Below are 15833 nucleotides of genomic sequence, written 5' to 3'. Positions count from 1 at the left end.
TCCTAAACCAAAGTAAGATTAACCTGCTTTTTTCAATGCAAAATCTTTACCAAATAACAATTTATTTCTAAATGTCGAAACAGGTGTTTGATCCGCAATTAACTCGGCATACCACATACCATCTTCGGTATCACCGAATAAAACAGCGCCAATCACTTTATCTTTTTGGATAATAATACGCTTGTAAATATGGCGTTTTTCATCATTTAAGATAATGTCTTCATAATCTTCTTTAGGCTCAAAATTACCTGCTGAGAAGACATCGACACCACTGACTTTAAGCTGAGTTGGTACAGTTGGAGACTTGAACGTTAAGCTACCATGTTCAGCCAAATGGGTTGCACAAATAAATGCTTGCCCCCAAAGTGGCTCCACCAATCCAAAGGTTTGATTACGATGTTCAATGCATTCACCAACAGCATAAATACTTGGATCAAAGGTTTGCATGGTGTCATTCACTAAAATACCGCGATTACAACGTAATCCAGCACTTTGCGCCAAAGTGATATTTGGACGAATACCTACAGCAAAGACCACCAAATCAGCATCTAATAAAGTACCATCTTTTAAACGAATCTGACTGACATGACCATTTTTACCAATTAAAGCTTCGGTATTGGCTTCAGTAATAATCTTGATGCCTTTCTCTTCAATGCTATGACGTAGCATACGGCTTGCTCGACCATCTAATTGACGCTCCATGATACGATCCATTAGATGCAGCACCGTTACATTCATGCCACGTTGCTTCAAGCCATACGCTGCTTCTAGACCAAGTAAACCACCGCCAATCACGACTGCATTTTTTTTAGTTTCACAATATTTAATCATGGTATTCACATCATAAATATCACGAAAACTAATCACACCTTTCAAGTCAACACCTTGTACTGGTGGAATAAACGGCTTAGAACCTGTGGCAATAATTAAGCGGTCATAATCAACAGTTTCACCTTTTTCTGTATGGACTGTCTTGCGAGTACGATCAATTTTTATCGCAGGATCATCAGCAATAAACTTAATCCCTTTATCGCTATACCAAGCATGAGGATGCAACATAATATCTTCGATCGTTTTCTCACCTGAAAGCACTGGTGACAGCATAATACGATTATAGTTACCCCAAGGTTCTTCACCAATGACTGTCACTTCATAACGATCTGGCGCCATATCAAGCAAATCTTCTAGGCAACGCATCCCAGCCAAACCATTACCAATCAGAACAAGCTTTAACTTCTCTTGTGAAATTCCATTATTGGTAATATAAGTTTTTTGTGGTACGGCTCCGACCCAGACACGACCATTTTCAATTTTAGTCGGAAAAACTAATAGTTTTTGATCTTTATCTTCTAAGCAGCGTCCAGTCGCCAAACTAAAATGTTGTTTGTAAATAGGTGATGCAATCACGCGTTCACCTTGCAAATCACCAATAATACCGCGCGCCATAACATTCGCTTGGCTGAATGGATCTTTATTGCTTAATGCATAAATACGTTTTTCGTTTCCTACGCGAAATAAAGCAACTGATTGCCCCGCAATAAGTGCACCTGCGCCAGTATTTGGTGTGATGTCATCAAGGTTACATACATCGACCCATTGATTTTCTGGAAGCATACTCATGTCTTTTAAATTTGTCATTTTGATTCTCCTTATGCTTCTACCATCGGGATACGATCAACTGAACGTTCAGCTTCATTTAATGGACGGATTTGATCACGAACTTCGGTAAATTGAATATATGGATCAGCTTGCTCTTCAGCGCTTGCATTGATATAGGTTTGGAAGCGTTTACGAATTTCAGGATTCTCTACCGCTGTACGCCATTCATCTTGATAAGTTCCAATCACATGCGCCATACGATTTTCCAGTTCTTCAGCAAGCCCCAGAGAATCATCAACAATCACAGCTTTGAGATAATCTAAACCACCTTCCATATTGTCACGCCACACACTCGTACGTTGTAAACGATCCGCAGTTTGGATATAGAACATAAAGAAACGGTCGACATAACGGATCAAAGTTTCGGTATCAAGATCAGAAGCTAAAAGCTCTGCATGGCGTGGCTTCATTCCACCATTACCACACACATATAGATTCCAGCCTTTTTCTGTCGCAATTACACCGACATCTTTACCTTGTGCTTCAGCGCATTCACGCGTACAACCTGACACAGCCATTTTTAATTTATGCGGTGAGCGTAAGCCTTTGTAGCGATTTTCTAATTCAATCGCTAAACCAACAGAATCATCCACACCATATCGGCACCAAGTGCTACCCACACATGATTTCACTGTACGTAATGATTTACCGTAAGCATGCCCTGACTCGAAGCCTGCTGCATTCAACTCTTCCCAAATAAATGGTAACTCGTGTAGTTGAGCACCAAATAAGTCAACACGTTGACCGCCAGTAATTTTTGTATACAGGTTATATTTTTTAGCAATTTGACCTACAGCAATCAAACCATCTGGAGTGACTTCACCACCTGCCATGCGCGGAACAACCGAGTATGAACCATCCTTTTGGATATTTCCTAAATAGTAGTCATTACTGTCTTGTAAACCTGCGTGCGTTGGCTCCAATACAAAGTCATTCCAGCACGATGCCAAAATGTTCGCTGTCATTGGTTTACAGATATCACAACCTAAACCATGACCATGTTGTTGAATCAAATCATCAAATGTCTTGATTTCATTGACACGCACCAAGTGATAGATCTCTTGACGTGAGTATGGGAAGTGTTCACATACGTGGTTATTGACCGTTACACCTTGACGTTGTAACTCAGACTTTAAAACTTGAGTGACTAATGGTGCACAACCACCACAAGCCGTTGCTGCTTTGGTACATTTCTTTAAAGCACCTAATGAAGTTGAACCATCACAAATCGCTTGGCAAATATCTGCTTTTGATACGTTGTTACATGAACAGATGGTTGCGCTATCAGGCAGTAAATCAACACCGCTACCTCCTGCTTTTGCACCTGAGTCAGCAAATCCTGGCATGATTAAGCTTTCAGGTGTTTCTGGCAATGCGATACCATTCAACATCATTTGTAAAAGATCGTTATATTCTTTTGCATCACCAACAAGTACTGCGCCCAGTAATTTGGTTTTATCTGCATCTACGACGATTTTCTTATAAACCAATGCATCTTCATCAGCATAGAAATAGCTAAGCGAATTCGGTGTCATGCCATGAGCATCACCAACCGATGCCACATCTACACCCATCAATTTCAACTTAGTGCTCATATCAGCACCAGCGAAACAATGTGTTTCTTCAGCTAAGATATGCTTGGCTGCAATACGCGCCATGTCATAGCCGGGCGCAACGAGACCATAGATTTTATTGTCCCAAAGTGCACACTCACCAATCGCATAAATATCTTCATTTGAAGTTTGGCAATAATCATTAATCTTGATACCCCCACGCTCGCCAAGTGCCAACCCGCTGCTGCGTGCAAGTTCATCACGTGGGCGAATACCTGCTGAGAATAGAATAATATCTGTTTCAAGCTCGCTACCATCCGCAAACTTCATCACATGCGTTGCGCTTTCTCCCGCTTCAATAGATGAAGTTGCTTTTTGAGTATGAACTTTTACACCAAGGTTCTCGATTTTACGACGTAAAACTTTACCGCCTAAGTCATCAATTTGAACCGCCATTAAGCGTGGTGCAAATTCAACAACATGCGTTTCTAGGTTTAAATCACGTAAAGCTTTTGCAGCCTCTAAACCTAATAAACCACCACCAATCACCACACCCGACTTTGAATTTAAGCTTGCAGCGCGAATCCCATCTAAATCTTCAATGGTTCGATAAACAAAACAGTTCTCACGATCATTGCCTGAAATTGGTGGAACAAATGCATATGAACCTGTTGCCAATACCAATTTGTCGTAGCTAATCACATCACCAAAACTTGTTGTCACTGTTTTTTCTACAGCATCGATTGCAATTGCTTTGGTATTCAAGCGTAAGTCAATGCCATGTGCATCTGCAAAATCAAAACGTGCCAGTGATAAGTCTTTTGCTGATTTTCCTGAAAAATATTCAGTTAAATGTACACGATCATATGCAATGCGTGGTTCTTCAGCAAGAATCGTAATTTCTAATTCATCATCAGCTTTCTCTAAGATGGCTTCGATGAATTTATGACCCACCATACCGTGACCAATCATCACTAATTTCATTGTGTTTCTCCTAAAATCTAATCTGAGATTAAGCTGCGCTGTTTTGTTCTGAGCCGCGTTCTAAAATTGCTTGTTCAAATAAGCGTTGTTCTTTTTCTTTATGCTCTACTGAAAATCGGATAAGCATTACTGAGCTTGCTGCGATGACAACTAAACCACCTAGAACCATTAAGCAAGTTTGGATATCAACCATGCCTTTCAATAAGAATCCCGCTGCAACTGCACCTACATTTCCACCTGCACCAATAATGCCTGCAACACCACCAAGTGCTTCTCGATCGATAAAAGGAACCAATGCGTAGGTTGCACCACATGCCATATGCGTAAAGAGAGCGAATATCGTCATACTTAAAATCGCAAATACTGCACTGTTCATATGAGAGAACAGCATCAAGAATAAGCCTTCGCCCAAGATCAAGATGAATAGGATTCTTGTTCGGCCATCTAAGCCTTTTTTGATTGCAATTTTATCTGAAACGATACCGCCAAAGGCACGAGCGAACAGTGCTAATAATCCAAAAACACCTGCCGTCATACCTGCTTCTTTTAAACCAAAATTGAAATGTTCGACGTAGTACATCGCAATGATGTTATGCATGAAGATTTCGATACCAAAACATGCAGCGTAAGAGCAGAATAGAATCCAAACACGATAGTTACGTGCAGCATGCATTAAAATTGCAATACCGCCTTTTTTATCACTACCCGCAGCAAAACCTTGTGCACGCAGTTCTTTAAAATCACCTTGCGGACAATCTTGTGTGAATTTCCAATAAAGAAGTCCAACAATCACCATCATCACACCAGGTACAATCAGTGCAATTCTCCATCCCATTGCTTGCTCTACACCAAACATCACCAATGCAGATAGAAGTAGTGGCATAAGGGCTTGCGTTGCTCCACCTCCTGCATTCCCCCAACCTGCTGAGGTCGCATTTGCTGTACCTACAACGTTAGGAGCAAACATAATGCTAGTGTGATATTGAGTAATTACAAAACTTGCACCTATTGCGCCAATCAGTAATCGAAAGAAAAGGAACGATTCATAACTATTTGCTAATGCAACACCAAATACAGGAATACTTCCTAATAGCAACAAAGTGGTATACGTCTTACGTGGACCGTATTTGTCGCACAATGGCCCTACAATCAGTCGAACCAGAATCGTGATGGCAACTGCGGCAATATTAATGTTTGCGATTTGATCTTTGGTTAAATGAAACTCACCTGCAATGACAGGCATCAATGGTGCGCAGGCAAACCAAGCAAAGAAGCAAACAAAGAAAGCAAGCCAACTCATGTGGAATGCTCGCATCGCTGGCGCTGAGAAGTTAAATAACTTAATTGATGTGGCTTTTTTCGCCGATAAATCTAAAGACATTGCCATCTCCTATACTGAACGTATACTGCTTTGTTGACACATATCGCTGTGTAAACAAACCGATCAGATCGGACATCGTTGGCCGTCTTACAATTTTTAAAAAGTCTTCATTGACTCAACAAAGACAAAGCAAGTGTTATGCCAATTAATAAAATAAAAATAAAAAAATAATACTAACCATTGTTTAATAATGGTTTTTTATAAAATAAATAACGTTTTAAATATCTTTAAAATGATTGAACAAATGCCGAACACATCAATGAACTGTTTTAAAGCACAATTAAACATGCTTCAAAATAATTCTTTTTATGCACCAACAATGAACATTAATTATTTTTAATAAAGATCACATCCATTTTTTATTTGTTTCCCTTAGCTGCAACGATACAATAAAGCGCACAAAATCGAGGCTAAAGTAATGCCTGCACTGAATAGATCATTCCTCATGGCATTAATTTTGCTTCAAAAAAATACTTAAAGCGCATTATGCTAAATGTGCATTGACTTATAATTTGACTTTATATTTATGCCGAAACTCAAAATCGCACTTATTGACGATGATCAGGCTCGAGCTGAATACATTAAAACATGTTTAATTCAACATGACTTTGATGTCGTTGCTAGTTTGACTTTAGATCACCTCAATGTTTTTAAATTAGAACATCTTCAAGCAGATGTTATTTTGCTTGATATGGATCACCCTCATCGTGATGTAATTGAGAGTTGCGTAAGCAATTTTGACTTACCAACGGTATTATTCACCAAGAACACTGACCGAGATATGATTAAACAGGCGATTGATGCAGGGATTACCGCCTATATCGTTGATGGTATCGATCCAAGCCGATTACATACCATTTTAGATATTTCAATTCAGCAATATAAAAAACATAAAAAGTTAGAAGGTGATCTCAAAGATGCAAAGACCAAACTAGCAGATCGCAAGGATGTTGAGAAAGCTAAAGTCCTACTGATGCAATTACACGGATTAACCGAAGACAAAGCATTTCAACTCCTTAGAAAAAATGCCATGAGCCATCGTATGACCATTGGTGAAATGTCACGTCGCTTGCTCGATGCACAACAGCTTTTGAACAACCAATTAAAGGATGAATGAATGAGCAGTTTAGAAAAAAGTGAATTGCAACTTGGCTACATCCCTTTACTCGATTGTATTGCGCTATTATGGGCAAAACAGCGTGGTTTGTTTGAAGCAGTAGGTCTAAGCATTACCTTAACCAAAGAAGCTTCTTGGGCAAGCCTACGTGATCGACTGGCTTTTGGTCTTTTAGATGCTGCACATTGCTTATCTGCCATGTTGCCTGCAGCTGCAATAGGTGCTGATCAAATTGGTATTCCATTACAAACACCGCTCGTTCTCAGTGAAAATCGAGCTTTTATAAGTTTAAGTCAAAAACTATGTTATCAGTTAGATATAAAGAAATATGAAGCTGTAGACCTATCAGCTAAAAAATTAGTAGAACACATGAAAAAAAATCATGTGGTTTCTTTAGGACATGTTTTCCAGCATTCCATCCATCATTATTGCTTAAGAGAATGGTTAGCATTAGCAGATTCTGAACTGGCACATTCAATACAAGTCAAAACCTTACCACCTCCATATATGGTAGAAGCGCTAAATAACCATTTAATTGATGGTTTTTGTGTTGGCGAGCCATGGAATACTCAGGCAGAGCTGGCGGGATTAGGGCAAATTGTCGGCTCGAGTCAAGACATCATTCCAAATGTTGCAGATAAAGTTCTAGCTGTAACGCAAGAGTGGGCTCAAAAGCATCCAAATACACTAATTGCCTTAACTCGCGCAATCTTACAAGCTCAACAAGAGTTACGTGTGTTAGAAGATTTTGAACCTGTCTGGCAACTTTTAATTGATTTTGATGTCATCCAGTTTGAATGTTCGCCAAGCATTCATGTTGAAAAATACTACACGATCCAAGATATAATTCGGAACTTCGTTAAAAGTAGCGCTATACCTAAAAGTACAGATTTTGAATGGTTGTTTCAGCAAATGCAAAAATGGAACAATTTGCCTGTAGGTTCTGTAGATTACGAAAATAAAGCACAAAGTTTTCTACTATTAGATACTTATTTAGCAGCATCAAAATAAGAGAACTCGTTATAAAAAAAAGCTGTCTTGTGAAAAGACAGCTTTGAAAAGACCCATAAGAGATTCTGCCAATCGAGAGCTATCTCTTATGTAATAGCTATACTATCTATATTCAATTTATCTTTTTCGGACATTTTCATGTCATTAGCAGCCATACAAAACTTCACAATTCATCTTTTTTGCCAATAAGCCACTTTCGTCGATTTAATCAACCCCTCCCCACGAGCTTGAATCCAATGTCAAATTGAAGCTAATGCTTGTTATCAATCTAAACTGGCATATTTTTTATAAATCAGTATCACTACGCTTCATCCACTGCTCTCTTTAGAAGTATATTTATACTAATTTTAAAAAATGCATTACAATAAAAATAAATATTTTTCATAAACTTAGAATAAAAAAATATTCATATCTTGAAATAAACACATGAACTAATTGGAACTCAATATATGTTTCAAAAAAGCAAATCAATGAATTACATGACTTTCGAGTTACACAAATTACATGAACGAAATAAGGTAATTCAGTTTAAAATAGTAAAAAATAAATAAGCCTAAAATTTGTCATATTTTAACATTGCCATTTCCTTGCAAAGTTTTCATTATATGCACCATGCTTGGTATGCAACTTTCTTCATCCATTAAAAGAAATTATAAGAAAAAATGCAGAATTTTGTGCCATAATAAGCAAACTTTGCAGACATCTTGCAAAAAACATTTGCAGATTTAGAACTGGAGCAGGCTGAATGAGCTCAACCATTTTGGTAATTCACGGACCGAATTTGAACTTGCTAGGAAAACGCGAACCAGAGGTTTATGGTTATCTCACCTTAGATGATATTAACCAGCAACTCGCCACTCAAGCTCAACAAGCATCATTTACACTAGATACATTTCAAAGCAACTGGGAAGGTGCGATTGTCGATCGCATTCATCAAGCACAAACCGAAGGGGTTAAATTTATCATTATTAACCCTGCAGCCTTGACTCATACATCAGTTGCTCTACGCGATGCCCTTCTTGGCGTTGCGATTCCATTTATTGAGGTTCATTTGTCAAATGTTCACGCCCGTGAATCATTCCGTCATCACTCATATTTATCAGACAAAGCCATTGGTGTTATTTGTGGCTTAGGTGCGAAGGGTTACTCCTTTGCTCTCGATTTTGCAATCGAAAAAATTCAATCTTCTAACTAATTTATACATTTCAGGAATGCTCACTCATGGATATCCGTAAAATCAAGAAACTCATCGATTTGATGATTGAATCTGACTTACAAGCGATTGAAGTTAAGGAAGGTGATCAATCCATCTCATTAACTCGCCCTACTCCAGTTTACGCAGCGGCACCTATGGCAGCAGCACCTAGTGCTTCTGCTCCTGTGGCTCCAGCAGCAAAAACACCTCGTGGCGCTGTAGAAACGTCACCGATGGTTGGTGTGTTCTATTCTGCACCAAGCCCAGGCGAAGGCCCATTCGTAAATGTAGGTCAAACAGTTTCTGCAGGTGAAACACTTGGTATCATCGAAGCGATGAAAATCATGAACCCAATTGAAGCGACTAAAAGCGGCGTGATTGAAGAAATTTTGGTAAAAAATGGTGAAGTGATCCAATTTGGTCAACCACTTTTCCGCTACCGCGCCTAATTAATTTGGGGATTCTAATGTTGCAAAAAGTATTAATTGCAAATCGCGGTGAAATCGCTTTACGAATTACGCGAGCTTGTAAAACGCTTGGCATTAAAACAGTTGGTATTTATTCTGATGCTGACAAAGACTTAATGCATTTACGCTTCGTTGATGAAGCTGTCTGTATTGGGCCGGGTACCACAAGTGAAAGTTATTTAAATATTCCTGCAATTATTACTGCTGCAGAAATTACAGGTGCGGATGCAATCCATCCTGGATATGGCTTTTTGTCTGAAAATGCTGAATTTGCTGAAATTGTAGAAAGCTCAGGTTTTATTTTTATTGGTCCTCGCCCTGAACACATTCGTCTTATGGGTAACAAGGTATCCGCGATTATTGCCATGAAAAAGGCTGGCGTACCTACCGTGCCTGGATGTGACCATGCAGTAACGATTAACAATGCACTTGCTGAAGCAAAAGAAATTGGCTTCCCGTTGATCGTCAAAGCTGCATCAGGCGGCGGTGGTCGTGGTATGCGTATCGTTGAACGTGTCGATACATTGCTTGAATCGGTTCAAGCTGCACAACGTGATGCTGAAATGTGGTTTGGTGATGATACTGTATACATGGAGCGCTTCTTACAGAAACCTCGCCATGTAGAAGTTCAAGTGCTAGGTGATGGTAACGGACATGCAATCCATTTATATGACCGAGACTGTTCTTTACAACGTCGCCATCAAAAGGTTTTAGAAGAAGCACCTGCTCCAAATCTACCAGAACAAGCACGTGCTGATATTTTAGAAGCATGTGTCAATGCTTGTAAGTTAATGCAATACCGTGGTGCTGGAACTTTTGAGTTTTTATTTGAAGAAGGAGAATTCTTCTTTATCGAAATGAATACTCGTGTTCAAGTTGAGCATCCTGTAACTGAAATGGTTACTGGCATTGATATTATTGAACAACAACTGCGGATTGCGGCTGGTTTAGGTTTAAATATTGAACAGCATGAGGTAGAAGTAAAAGGTCATGCGATTGAATGCCGTATCAATGCTGAAGATCCGACGACCTTCTTACCTTCTCCTGGTAAAATAGAAAATTTCTATGCACCAGGTGGCGCAGGTATTCGCTTAGATTCTCATATTTATCAAGGCTATAGTATTCCGCCGTATTATGATTCGATGATTGCAAAGCTCATCGCTCATGGTAAAGATCGCAAAACATCTTTAGCTCGCATGCGTCAAGCTTTAGATGAAATGATTTTGACTGGAATCAAAACCAATATTCCATTGCACAAAGATCTTATTTTGCAGGACAAAAACTTCTGTGAACAAGCTATGGATATTCATTATCTAGAGAAGCATCTACTAAAACAGCTTGAACCGAAAGCTGAAAAAGCATAAATAAAAAAGCCTCTAAGTTAAGAGGCTTTTTTATTATTCAATCTTTCTAAGGTAGGACACGGCGTAATGTCGCAAAACATTTTTCGCCTTTTTCATTGGCGCAAAAATTAATGGTGTGATCATTTTCCCATTTCACAAAATATTGCGAAACTTCACCAGTTTGGTCTAGTGTTTGACCTGAGCAGTCCATCTGATTATTGTCATACTTAATCTGTAGAACTAATGCTGGTAAACGCTCTTTGTGATCTTCTGAAGGTTGATAATCATATAAACCATAAGACCACTCTTGGTTACTCTTAATTACAACTTCATTCATTCCACGAAAATTATAGTATTCGACACACTTCTTATTATTAGGAATTTCCATTCCCCATAGCCCCATGATTTCAGGACGAGTTATTACCCGAATCGCATTTGCTTTAGCCAATTGTTGTGCTGTTACTGCTTTTTCATTTACGACCGTGTCTGCCATAGTCCATGTTGAGCAAGCCCATAATAATCCAATAATATAAATATTTTTCATAGATTTAATTAAGTCGTAATCTAAACGGTGCAAGGCTTTAAATTAGCATATTTTTTGAGAAAAACATGCATTCATAACCATATAAACACAATATTTTTAGCTTGAACTTTATTTGATTGTTATGGCATTTTTTCAGGTATGCTAGTTCTAAATTTACAGTTATTTTATTTACATTATAAAGATTTAGCTTTAAGGATAAAAGCCATGAAATTTTCTGAATACGTGCAATATGATGGTTTAGGATTAGCAGAACTGGTCAAAAGCAAACAAGTTCATCCTTCAGAATTATTAAAAATTGCATTAGAACGAACAGATAAAGTCAATCCAAAGCTAAATGCCATTATTATTCCAATGTATGAGCAAGCGAAGCAGCGCACACAGCAAGAATCCTCTGGATTATTTGCAGGCGTTCCATTTCTAGTCAAAGACTTATTCCAAGAATATCAAGGTATTCCAACCTCTTATGGTAGCCAAGCGCTAAAAAAAATTAATTATACGCCTGATTTTAATGCTGAAATCGTAAACCGCTGGGAACAAACAGGGATTATCACTTTTGGTCGTACAAACACGCCTGAGTTTGGTATCAAAGGAATTACTGAACCCGATGCTTGGGGGGCTTGCCACAATCCGTGGAATTTAAAACACAATAGTGGTGGTTCTTCTGGTGGATCAGGCGCTGCAGTTGCAGGTGGAATCGTCCCAGTTGCAGGCGCAGGTGACGGTGGCGGATCAATTCGTATCCCCGCTTCTTATTGTGGTTTATTTGGATTAAAGCCGAGTCGTGGTCGTACACCTTGGGGGCCACAATACAGTGAAGCAATGCATGGTGCTGCCATGCAACATGTTCTCTGCAAAACAGTTCGCGATAGTGCTGCCATGCTCGATGCAGTTCAAGGTCCAGAACAAACTTCACTTTTTAGAATAGAAGCACCTGAAAAGAAATATTTAGATATCATTCAACAAGCTCCAAGAAAACTCAAAATTGCTTTTAATACTCAATCACCAATTGGAACAAAAGTTTCTAAAGACGCGATTCAAGCTGTTCAACAAACCGCTAAGTTACTGGAGTCTTTAGGGCATATTGTTGTAGAAGATCGTCCAAAAATAGATGGTTTAGCATTAGGAAAAGACTTTGTAACGACTTGGTTCAGCCAGTTCTCATATATGCTGGCACAAATTAAACAAATGGCAGGTGCAACTGATCATGATTTCGAATTAGATTCTATTGCCCTCGCTGCTTTTGGGGCTAAGACAACCGCAACAGAATATATTCATACACTTAATAATTGGGGGCTTTATAGCACTCAAATGAACATTTTCTTTGAAAAATATGACCTTTATTTAACCCCAACAACAGCATCAGTCGCACCAAAGAATGGGGAAATTGCTACACCTAATTGGCAAAAACCTATCTTGAAAGGACTGTTAAAAGTAGGAAAAGCGCACTATCTCGCACAAGGTAAATTAGTTGAAAAAATGGTACAGGATAATTTAAGTTGGGTACCTTTTACGCAGTTAGCAAATGTTACAGGTCTACCTGCCATGTCAGTCCCATTATATTGGAACAAAAATGGCTTACCTTTAGGCAGCCAGTTTATTGCACCTTTTGGACGTGAAGATCGTTTATTGCAACTTGCAGCACAATTAGAACAGACACAACCGTGGATGTCTCAATATCAGAATATTCAACTCTAATCTAAGTTTTAGCTGCCGTTTCCAATTGATTCGGCAGCCAAAATACTAAAAACAAACCGATGAGTACGATACCACTTGCATATAAGAAAATTGTTGCGCCTGAAAATACTTGCCAAAAATGCCCAGCTAATAGACTTCCAGATGCGACCCCTAACCCCCACATGGTGCTGTAAAGTGCTTGTCCCCGACCTTGTTGCTCAGCTGAAAAATTTTGAAAAATCACTTTCATTGCAATTAAGTGAAATAATCCAAAACTAAAGGCATGTAAACATTGAGCGAATAACTGACCCCAAAAATGTGTGTTTAATATACTAACCAAAAACCAGCGTAAACTTGTCAGAATCAAACATACTGCAACTAGTGTCCGCCAAGAGAAACGAGTAAAGAAAACTTTTTGTGCTATGGCAAACATCATAATCTCTGCAATTACGCCTGTTGCCCACAGCGTTCCAATTTGTGTGGTGCTAAATCCTATATCTTTTAAAAAATTACTATAAAAACTATAAAATGGCGCTTGTGAAAATAATAAGACAAATTCAATTGCAAAAAATGCGGCCACAGTAGGTCGTTTTAAAATAGGTATTATAGATTCTAGTTTTTTTTGCGAGCTAGGCGCATGTTCAGGCTCTTTAATGGTAAATGACCACAAAAAAGCTAAAAAAGAAACCGCTAGAAGTAAAATGGGTAGCATGGAAATTTGAATAATTTCTAATAAAGCACCAATAATAAATACGCCCAATATGAAACCAACAGATCCCCATTTTCTAACTTTTCCATAAAGCTCTGCGCGTTTATCCCCCAACCAGAATAAAGTAACGCCTTCAAATTGCGCCAAAATTGCATTTTGAAAGAAACTAAAGATCAGCATGAGTAGCGCAACAGATTGAAAGCTATTTGGAATAACAAAAATCGCAAACCAGATACAGGCTTCCATCCATGTTGCAATACGCACTAGCAACATTCGTTTGCCTGACTTATCAGCAATCCAGCCCCAAATCAGGGGTGCAAAAAAACGAGTAATAATCGCAATTGAAGACAAAATACCAATTTCTTGATAATTGAAACCTTGATCTTGCAGATACAGGTTCCAATAAGGCATGAATGTACCCACTATGGAATAGTAGAATAGGTAGAAACCACCCAATCGGGTTTGGATACTTAAAGATTGAAACAATTCACGCGCCTTTTACATAGATCAACAGCTATCATTCACAACAAGATGTATTGCCTTGCGATAAACATAAATTTTAGCGGATTTAGATATTTTATTCGTCCTTTTATTTATGATGAATATCCACCTCAGTAACTTTTATTTTTCATTTAACAATAATAAAGGGGCTGAAATATTCAGCCCCTTTATTAATTTAGATACACTTTAGCCGTTATATGTCTGTATGAAGAGCCACACTTGGTTGAGCATTTCTTAACTTTCGCTGTTTAAGAAAATACGCAAACATGAGACAAAGAATCCATGCTGGAATCATCATGACGGCAATACGCATATCTGGCGTTAAAGACATCACCACCAAAATGCCAAGCATAAAAATGATACATAAATAATTGCTGAATGGATAAGCGATACTAGGGAACTTACTTGTTACTCCCTGTGCTTGCATAGTCTTACGAAACTTTAGATGTGTCCAAGAAATAACAACCCAGTTAATCACAATCGCTGCAACAACGAGCATCATCAACAAGCCGAAAGCTTTTTCTGGGAAAGCATAATTTAGTAAAACACACAATACTGTTACAAATGCAGAAATCAGTACAGCATTTGTAGGAATACCATTTTTGTTAATTTTCTTCAGGAACTGAGGTGCATTACCCTGCTGCGCCAAGCCCAATAGCATACGGCTGCTACAATAGCTTGTTCCATTATAAACTGAAACTGCCGCCGTTAAAATTACAAAGTTCAACATAGTCGCAACACCTTGGCTGTCTAGTGATGCAAACACCATCACAAATGGACTACCACCATTCGCCATTTGATTCCAAGGAAACAAAGCAAATAAGATAAAAAGTGTCGCAATATAGAAAATTAAAATACGATAAATAATTTGGTTTACCGCTTTAGGTAAGGTTTTATCTGGATCACGCGCTTCCGCAGCCGTAATACCAAATAATTCAATTCCACCGAATGCGAAGATAATTACAGCCATAGCCATAACTAAACCTTTTATGCCATACGGAAAGAAACCACCTAGTGCCCAAAGGTTACTAATACTAGCTTGCGGGCCCGCAGTGCCTGTAGCAAGTAAATAGGAACCAAAAGCGATCATTGCTAAAATTGCCAAAATTTTGATGATTGAGAACCAAAACTCCATTTCACCAAACAATTTTACATGCAATAAATTGATACCGTTGATTAATAGGAAAAAGGCTAATGCTGAAGCCCATGTCGGAATTTCAGGCCACCAATATTGGATATATAGACCAATTGCACTCAGCTCCGCCATACAAACTAAAATATTTAGTACCCAATAGTTCCAACCTGACATAAAGCCAGCGAATGGACCCCAGTACTTATAAGCAAAGTGACTGAAAGAACCACTCACAGGCTCTTGTACAACCATTTCACCTAACTGTCGCATCATTAGAAAAGCGATAAACCCAGCGATTGCATACCCCAGGATGACTGATGGTCCTGCAAGCTTGATTGATTGAGAAATACCGAGAAACAATCCAGTACCAATTGCACCACCTAGTGCAATAAGTTGGATATGCCGATTGCTTAAACCGTGTTTCAGGTTTCCTTGCTGTTGGTTTGACATATGATTATTCTCATCCTTGTCACGTAATTTTATTATTCAAAATTACGTATATCATAAATTAATCAGAAATGCCTAGTATTGATTGAAAAATAATTAAGTTACTTTTCTCGTAA

12 protein-coding genes are annotated in these 15833 nt (G+C 38.6%); 6 read left to right on the top strand and 6 right to left on the bottom strand.

Annotated features, from left to right (window positions below; translation table 11 throughout):
• Nucleotides 1-18: 18 nt before the first annotated feature.
• From nirD to AAV96_RS12760, 3 genes are read right to left on the bottom strand one after another with little or no spacing between them, the layout of a single operon-like run.
• Nucleotides 19-1638: a nitrite reductase small subunit NirD gene (gene nirD, locus AAV96_RS12770; protein ID WP_004661980.1), complete on the bottom strand. Its 1620-nt coding sequence runs from the start codon at nucleotides 1636-1638 to the stop codon at nucleotides 19-21.
• 11 nt (nucleotides 1639-1649) lie between these two features.
• Complete coding sequence (gene nirB / locus AAV96_RS12765; RefSeq protein ID WP_046739572.1) at nucleotides 1650-4196, bottom strand: nitrite reductase large subunit NirB; 2547 nt, start codon at nucleotides 4194-4196, stop codon at nucleotides 1650-1652.
• A gap of 28 nt (nucleotides 4197-4224) precedes the next feature.
• On the bottom strand, nucleotides 4225-5577 hold the full coding sequence (locus AAV96_RS12760; RefSeq protein ID WP_004661977.1) for an MFS transporter: 1353 nt from the start codon (nucleotides 5575-5577) through the stop codon (nucleotides 4225-4227).
• Nucleotides 5578-6103: 526 nt separating this feature from the next.
• Here AAV96_RS12760 and AAV96_RS12755 point away from each other — a divergent pair.
• The 5 genes from AAV96_RS12755 to accC all read left to right on the top strand — a co-directional run bounded on the left by AAV96_RS12755 (nucleotide 6104) and on the right by accC (nucleotide 10731).
• Complete coding sequence (locus AAV96_RS12755; RefSeq protein ID WP_004661975.1) at nucleotides 6104-6694, top strand: ANTAR domain-containing response regulator; 591 nt, start codon at nucleotides 6104-6106, stop codon at nucleotides 6692-6694.
• Nucleotides 6695-7705 carry an ABC transporter substrate-binding protein gene (locus tag AAV96_RS12750; protein ID WP_046739571.1) on the top strand — a complete coding sequence of 337 codons (1011 nt, stop codon included), beginning with the start codon at nucleotides 6695-6697 and terminating at the stop codon, nucleotides 7703-7705. It begins immediately after the preceding gene.
• A gap of 745 nt (nucleotides 7706-8450) precedes the next feature.
• Complete coding sequence (aroQ, locus tag AAV96_RS12745; RefSeq protein WP_046739570.1) at nucleotides 8451-8900, top strand: type II 3-dehydroquinate dehydratase; 450 nt, start codon at nucleotides 8451-8453, stop codon at nucleotides 8898-8900.
• 26 nt (nucleotides 8901-8926) lie between these two features.
• On the top strand, nucleotides 8927-9349 hold the full coding sequence (gene accB / locus AAV96_RS12740) for an acetyl-CoA carboxylase biotin carboxyl carrier protein (RefSeq protein WP_004661971.1): 423 nt from the start codon (nucleotides 8927-8929) through the stop codon (nucleotides 9347-9349).
• A 17-nt stretch (nucleotides 9350-9366) separates the two neighbouring features.
• The gene (accC, locus tag AAV96_RS12735) at nucleotides 9367-10731 is read left to right on the top strand and encodes an acetyl-CoA carboxylase biotin carboxylase subunit (RefSeq protein ID WP_004661970.1); all 1365 of its coding nucleotides are present in this window, start codon (nucleotides 9367-9369) and stop codon (nucleotides 10729-10731) included.
• A gap of 46 nt (nucleotides 10732-10777) precedes the next feature.
• Here accC and AAV96_RS12730 read toward each other — a convergent pair whose 3' ends face one another.
• On the bottom strand, nucleotides 10778-11254 hold the full coding sequence (locus AAV96_RS12730) for a hypothetical protein (RefSeq protein WP_005160433.1): 477 nt from the start codon (nucleotides 11252-11254) through the stop codon (nucleotides 10778-10780).
• Between the two features lie 204 nt (nucleotides 11255-11458).
• Between AAV96_RS12730 and AAV96_RS12725 the strand changes: the two genes are divergently transcribed.
• The gene (locus tag AAV96_RS12725) at nucleotides 11459-12949 is read left to right on the top strand and encodes an amidase (RefSeq protein WP_046739569.1); all 1491 of its coding nucleotides are present in this window, start codon (nucleotides 11459-11461) and stop codon (nucleotides 12947-12949) included.
• Nucleotide 12950: 1 nt separating this feature from the next.
• Here AAV96_RS12725 and AAV96_RS12720 read toward each other — a convergent pair whose 3' ends face one another.
• Together AAV96_RS12720 and AAV96_RS12715 are read right to left on the bottom strand one after the other, a co-directional pair.
• Nucleotides 12951-14123: an MFS transporter gene (locus AAV96_RS12720; protein ID WP_205625871.1), complete on the bottom strand. Its 1173-nt coding sequence runs from the start codon at nucleotides 14121-14123 to the stop codon at nucleotides 12951-12953.
• 208 nt (nucleotides 14124-14331) lie between these two features.
• Entirely contained in the window at nucleotides 14332-15720 is a 1389-nt protein-coding gene (locus tag AAV96_RS12715; RefSeq protein ID WP_005215980.1) for an amino acid permease, read from the bottom strand.
• Nucleotides 15721-15833: the final 113 nt, after the last annotated feature.

The sequence above is a fragment of the Acinetobacter sp. AG1 genome (genome assembly GCF_001005525.1).
In the GTDB taxonomy this organism is placed as follows: Bacteria; Pseudomonadota; Gammaproteobacteria; order Pseudomonadales; family Moraxellaceae; genus Acinetobacter; species Acinetobacter modestus.
Note: the sequence above shows the minus strand (reverse complement) of the source record. Positions and strands in the feature narration are given on the sequence as shown.

Excerpts from the sequence above, each read along its gene's own strand:
- nirD (WP_004661980.1), bottom strand. The coding sequence starts at position 1,638 with ATGACAAATTTAAAAGACATGAGTATGCTTCCAGAAAATCAATGGGTC.
- nirB (WP_046739572.1), bottom strand. The coding sequence starts at position 4,196 with ATGAAATTAGTGATGATTGGTCACGGTATGGTGGGTCATAAATTCATC.
- AAV96_RS12760 (WP_004661977.1), bottom strand. The coding sequence starts at position 5,577 with ATGTCTTTAGATTTATCGGCGAAAAAAGCCACATCAATTAAGTTATTT.
- AAV96_RS12755 (WP_004661975.1), top strand. The coding sequence starts at position 6,104 with ATGCCGAAACTCAAAATCGCACTTATTGACGATGATCAGGCTCGAGCT.
- AAV96_RS12750 (WP_046739571.1), top strand. The coding sequence starts at position 6,695 with ATGAGCAGTTTAGAAAAAAGTGAATTGCAACTTGGCTACATCCCTTTA.
- aroQ (WP_046739570.1), top strand. The coding sequence starts at position 8,451 with ATGAGCTCAACCATTTTGGTAATTCACGGACCGAATTTGAACTTGCTA.
- accB (WP_004661971.1), top strand. The coding sequence starts at position 8,927 with ATGGATATCCGTAAAATCAAGAAACTCATCGATTTGATGATTGAATCT.
- accC (WP_004661970.1), top strand. The coding sequence starts at position 9,367 with ATGTTGCAAAAAGTATTAATTGCAAATCGCGGTGAAATCGCTTTACGA.
- AAV96_RS12730 (WP_005160433.1), bottom strand. The coding sequence starts at position 11,254 with ATGAAAAATATTTATATTATTGGATTATTATGGGCTTGCTCAACATGG.
- AAV96_RS12725 (WP_046739569.1), top strand. The coding sequence starts at position 11,459 with ATGAAATTTTCTGAATACGTGCAATATGATGGTTTAGGATTAGCAGAA.
- AAV96_RS12715 (WP_005215980.1), bottom strand. The coding sequence starts at position 15,720 with ATGTCAAACCAACAGCAAGGAAACCTGAAACACGGTTTAAGCAATCGG.